The 5,937-nt window shown below is 31.1% G+C and carries 5 protein-coding genes; all 5 read right to left on the bottom strand.

The genetic code is table 11. From position 1 onward, the window contains the following. Positions 1–2: 2 nt before the first annotated feature. The 5 genes from FKZ43_RS11305 to FKZ43_RS11285 all read right to left on the bottom strand — a co-directional run bounded on the left by FKZ43_RS11305 (position 3) and on the right by FKZ43_RS11285 (position 5,806). Complete coding sequence (locus tag FKZ43_RS11305) at positions 3–1,151, bottom strand: glycosyltransferase (RefSeq protein ID WP_181180367.1); 1,149 nt, start codon at positions 1,149–1,151, stop codon at positions 3–5. A 65-nt stretch (positions 1,152–1,216) separates the two neighbouring features. Then, positions 1,217–2,113 (bottom strand): glycosyltransferase family 2 protein, encoded by an 897-nt coding sequence (locus FKZ43_RS11300; RefSeq protein WP_181180366.1) that lies wholly within the window; start codon positions 2,111–2,113, stop codon positions 1,217–1,219. A gap of 12 nt (positions 2,114–2,125) precedes the next feature. Continuing rightward, positions 2,126–2,968, bottom strand: coding sequence for a glycosyltransferase family 4 protein (locus FKZ43_RS11295; protein WP_140946001.1), 843 nt, complete (start codon positions 2,966–2,968; stop codon positions 2,126–2,128). Beyond that, positions 2,965–4,509 (bottom strand): oligosaccharide flippase family protein, encoded by a 1,545-nt coding sequence (locus FKZ43_RS11290; RefSeq protein ID WP_140946000.1) that lies wholly within the window; start codon positions 4,507–4,509, stop codon positions 2,965–2,967. The genes FKZ43_RS11295 and FKZ43_RS11290 overlap by 4 nt, the downstream gene beginning before the upstream one ends. Further along, positions 4,493–5,806 carry a hypothetical protein gene (locus FKZ43_RS11285; protein WP_140945999.1) on the bottom strand — a complete coding sequence of 438 codons (1,314 nt, stop codon included), beginning with the start codon at positions 5,804–5,806 and terminating at the stop codon, positions 4,493–4,495. Before FKZ43_RS11285 ends, FKZ43_RS11290 begins: the two co-directional genes overlap by 17 nt. Positions 5,807–5,937 lie beyond the last annotated feature (131 nt).

Below are 5,937 nucleotides of genomic sequence, written 5' to 3'. Positions count from 1 at the left end.
ACTCATAAATTACGCTTTTTTGTAATTTCAGTTTCAATATTTTTTACAAAATTGTTAACTATATTTTTCCAGTCAAAAGCTTTAATAACCCTTTTCCTTACTTCATGTACAAAATTAATCCTTATAGATGGCTCTTCAATTACTTTTATTACTAATTCAGCGAACTCCTTGGGATTATCAGCTACAAAAAGATATTTTCTTAACTCCGAAGGCAAACCATCAGCGATGAGCGATGTGCATACAACAGGAACACCTAAAGATAAAGCCTCAATAACTTTATTTGAAATTCCAGATCCAAATTTGATAGGAGCTACCAAAACTGCGCTTTTTAAGTACTCGCTCGCTAAATCCTCAACAAATCCAGTAACCACTATATTATCACTTTTAATTTTTCTTAATCTCCTAGGAGGATTTTGACCCACTATATAAAATTTAGCTGACGGAATTTTATTTAAAATTATCGGGAAAATCTCTCTAATGAAATATAAAATAGCATAGTAATTTGGCCAATAAGGTATATTTCCAGTAAATAATATACGGTTTTTATCAAATCCCGAATCTTTTACAAACACATTTAAGAAATTTTCACTAACACCCATTGAAAGTATCTCAATCTTTGCTTTTACAGAAGACCTTTCCAAAATTATCTTATCTCTTTCAGTAGTTACGAACGCAAGGTCAAATTCTGAAGCTATATTCTCATATGATTTCACTCTTTTAGCTTCCAACCCAACCAGAAACTTCATGATTGGATTTTTTAAATTTGAAGAAAAACCGGAAAGATAAAAAGAAATAGCATCAACCAAATCAATAACTTGCAAAATTTTTTTGTTTTTCACACTGTCTTTATAAACAGCTGCCCTTATTGTGTAGTAGTAAATAACATCAATATCCTGATTTTTGGTTATCTCTTGAAGTTTCTGTCCAAATTTTTTTGAATAAAACCAAGCAACCTGAAATGGTTTTTTACTGAATATATTTTTCAAAAGATTTTTAACCGAACAAAAAATTGGCAGGTAAACATATTCAACTTTTACACCCAAACTCTCTATATACTTAACATACATAAGTTCCTTCTTATCACGAATCAGAGTAAGCAAATAAATTTGATTGTTTGAGGATAAATTAACCATTAGGTTAAATACTCTCATCTTATCGCCACGATAAGGGGGATACGGAATCCTAGGGGTAACTATAAGAATGTTCATAATGGAACTTATGATTTTATTACAAATTTTAAACCCTCTATAGTTCCCTCAAACCACGCCTTGATTGATTGTAAATTTTTACTGCCAGACAACACCTGATAAATCCTATAAGGAGTATACACCAGAAAATGTAACAGGATAGAGTATAAAAAATATAAAATATTAAAATTTGAATGCGTAAAAATCACAAAGCTTCTAGCCAGATGGAAAAACACAAACGGTGATGTTCTTTCCCTCTTAACATCCCTAATTTTATGTAAAACCTTAGCTTGTGGCACATAAATTAACTTTAATCCTTTCCTTATCGTTCTAATGCAGTAATCAACATCCTCGTAATAAAAAAAATAATTTTCATTAAATAAACCCACCTCATTGACACACTTAGCACTTATAAGCATAGCGCAACCGGTTAAAAACGAAACTTCTGTATTCTTGGAAAAAACTTCTACTTCTAAATTTTTCTCTGGAACTCTTAATCCAACCTTTAAATAACTAAAATATCCACCACCTTGCCATATCTTGGAGCGATTATCATAATAATAAATTCTTGGACCTGATATACCTGTCGTATCATCAAATGCTTTAAGTAAATGTAAAATTGTATCTGGTTCAATGACAGCATCATTATTTATCAAGAAAACAAAATCACTTCCTAACGATATAGCCATCCTTATTCCTCTATTAACTCCAGCTGCAAAACCGACATTTCGCTCATTTTTAATTAAAATCAATGTCTCGTCGTTAGAAAAAGAATCACTTAAAGACTCAAAAGAACCGTCTGTGGAATTGTTATCAACTATTATTATCTTATAAAGTGGTATCACGCTTGACTTCAAGGAAATAACACACTCAAATGTGTCAACGAAATTATTCCAATTCAAAACAACTGCTGTTATCTTAACCATTTTTATCATCAATTATGTTTTCAAAATTGACTCAAAATTCTCGGCTGATATTTCCCACAAAAAATTCCGAATGATATTATAACCATTGCTTGACAATTTTTTCAAATTCTCCGCTAAACAAACCACATCTCCAGGTTCACAAATTAAAGCAGTTTCCCTAGATATGTCTAAATATCTCATTGAACCAACCGAGGTCGCAACAACAGCACATTTAGCTGCCATAGCTTCCATAGGGGATGAATGCCAATCTTTGGAAAGACTCAGCGAGACAAAAATATGAGCAGATTTATATAAATCAGTCAACTTTATACCATATAGACCCTTATAAAAAAGAGCAAAACTGGGCAATTCACCCCGTTGCGGACTCTTAACTCCAAATATAATTACTTCAACTTCTGGATACTTTTGTTTTACCATTTTTAAAACTTCTAAACCCTCTTTGTAACCCTTTCGAGCATCCCTATGATATAAAATAATGATTCTATATGGAAAGTCAAATTTTTTCTCTCCCTCAAAATAAAAAATAGAGTCAACCCAGTTAAGAACAATCCCCTTCACCTTTACCCCGAACTTTCCCTCGATCAACTCTTTTAAATATGGTGAAGAAACCACTCTATTCAGATCTAATACATAGCTATTATCTACAAGGTCCTTGGGTCCAAACCATATCTCATAATCTTGGATAAAGTATACCTTTTTGCCCTTTGTCTTAGACAGTTTATAAATAGAATAGGCTGTGGGCCAAGCGGTTGCAACGATTACGTCAGAGTTTTCATACGGAATTATTTTTAATTTAGCTTTTAAACCAAACCACCCGACACGATTATATCGCACTATAACAAAAGGTATTCTCATAATGGGACGTTTTTTGTTTTATATATATAATTTAAAATAACATCACGAACTTTTATAACCATCTTTTTGTCCTCTTCATCAAATGTTAATACATAAACAACAATCCAAAAGGCAAGTGCAAGAACAAGGTAAACAAAAAGAATTATATTAATTTTAAATCCCAAATGGGAAACGATTGAGTATAGAACAAACCAAAAAGATGACAAATATATTTCCTTGGTGATCCCAAGCAACGAGGTTTTAAGTTGAAGGTTTTTAAATGAAATTGTAATATAAGTGAAAGCGAAAGATGCTTCAATGAAAATTTTAATAAGATTAGCAGATGCTGCCCCATTTATCCCAAATTTGTACACTAATAAAATACATAAAGGCACATAAATTATAAGTTCAATCACTTGTAACTTAGTTATTATATCGGGTCTCCCCATTGATTGAATCATAGTTAATGGAATCTGCGAAATAGAATTGATGAAAAGTCCAATCAAAAGAATCTTAAAAGCCAAGCTGCTATGGACAGCAAAATCTTTACCGAGCCATAGTTCTAAAACTTCGGGCGCTCCGAAAAATAAAGTCAAGGTCAGCGGATACATCAACACATAGATATACCTCAATGAACGCATATATAAAATATGAGCCTGATTAACATCTATTGCTATTCTTTCTGTTAACGCTGGAAATAAAACTAATGTTAAAGAACCTGGAATTAAAAAAAGAATCCTAGTTGTTATTTCGGAAGGAATAATAAAATAAGTAGCCATTCTTGTTGAAATAATAGAACTAATAAAAAATCTATCAGCATACATTAAAATAAAGCTGACAAACTGGGAAATTCCAATCCACATGCCAAATTTAATTAATTCTACAATTGAATCTTTACTTACAAAAATATATTTAAAAATATCACGACTAACGACTTTAACGAATATAAAAAACACAATCGTTGATAAAGCGCGAATTAAAACTGTAACGAAAACTATTGTAAATATACCGAAACCAAGATATGCTACAACTAAAGAACCAAGCCATTGCAGAAGCGCAGCCACGGTCTGTATTAAATTTATGTAATCAAACCTTTGAAAAGACATTAAATTAGATCTTAAAACACTCTGAACAAGTATAAATATAGAACTAAAAGCAATAAGTTTTAAAACATTTTCAACCTCACTGTAACCGGATACTGAAAGTTTAAAAAGTAGGTTTACTATATCTTTAGAAAAGGTAAAAACGCCAATTATGATAAACAAACCCCAAATTAAGCTAATTAATAAAGCACTCCACACTAAACCATATATCTCAATCTCTCTATTCAACACCTTAAATTTAGATACATAGTATGAAACAGCTCTACCTATACCAAGATCTAATGAATTGAAGTATCCGATAATTGTCCAAGAAAGCAATATAATGCCGAATCCCTCGTCACCAACTTTATGGATTAAAATTGGAATAAAAGCGATTGAAACAAAAGTGAGAAAAACTTGAGCAAGTGTATTATATAATGTGTTTTTTGCAAGTATGAACGAACTAACTGGTTTGTACATATAAATAATGCGGGAAATTTTTTATAAACATACTATCTATAATGGCTAACCAAAACCAAAAATACGGTTGATGAAAAGAACCAAAAAGAAAAAAGAGCGAGATGAAAGACAGTATATAACCGAGACGAACTATTTTATAATGCGTTTTCAAAACTTTATCCTTTTCAAACTTTATCAATTTATTAATTTGACTATAACCGATAGCAAAAATTGAAAAAAATAGAAACAGTCCTATTATTCCAGTTTCAGCAAATATCCTACCTACAAGGGTACCCAATGAAGGCAACTCTTTCCATCTAACCGAAATTATGTGTATATATAAATCTTTAGGAATCATTTCACTTAAATAGTAAACGGAGCTTCCGAGCCCATAACCAATTACATTAAAAGAGGAAAACAGATTTAAAAAGGGTCCGAATGTACTATAAAATCTATCGATAATAGAGATGGATAAATTACCTATAATCATCGTACTTAAATGGCGAATAATTTGAGTGTTCGGGAAGAAGAATAATGCAAAAATGAACAAAAGGAAGCTCCAAAATCCTGCGATAATCGCATACTTTCTCTGCGGTCCTAAAACAATGGCAAATGCGGTAAACAAAAATAAAAGCACAAAGCCAGCCATACTAAAAGTCCAAAAAAACGATAGAGTCACAAAAAGTAAAATCAAAATCGCTCTTTTTTTATGCAATCTCCAATATATCAATAAGGCAGGCAAAATAATTATTACAATAAATCCAGCAAAATGGGAAGGCTCAAGGGATAATCCACTGCTTCTTATTGGGCTTATATAACCATAGGGCGCAATAAAACTCCGTATCATTTTAACTAACTCACCAGCAATTTGTACATTTAGAAATCCCCAAATGAAATTCAAAATCCCTATCATTATAGACAACAAAGAAAAAATTACAACTCGTTTTGATACCCAATAAATATCAACATATCTTAATAAATACCTTAAAACCTTAAAAATTAAAAAACCCGATATTAAAGCTAAGAATTGTCTTACCCAAGAGATAAACCTTATCGGTTCACCTAAGTTTGATATGATATCTACGTTGAGCGCAACGATTGAATGCAAAGTAACATAGATAAAAAAAATGAAAAAAGTAGCGAAAACTGGTGTTAACGCAACTCTTTCATACATAAAAACAATATAAAAGAAAACCAAAATACTCGTCAATGGTATTATTTGAACTTTTACAGGCAATGGCAGAGTTTCAAATTGGAGGCTAAAAATAATTAAACTTAGTAAAAAAAGATAAAATTTCTTTTTCCCAGATTCAATCAAGGTTAATAAACCCTATAAATTGACTTTATCTTTTTGGTTACATCTAAAAGCTTACTTTCTGTGATCTTTTTGGTTTCAAAAACAGATATAATAAACTCAATTATTAAAACAAGCAAAGTCAAGAATAAAAA

Origin of the sequence: Candidatus Thermokryptus mobilis, from assembly GCF_900070205.1 — a bacterium.
GTDB lineage: Bacteria > Bacteroidota > Ignavibacteria > Kryptoniales > Kryptoniaceae > Kryptonium > Kryptonium mobile.
This window is presented reverse-complemented; position numbering and strand designations above follow the sequence as displayed.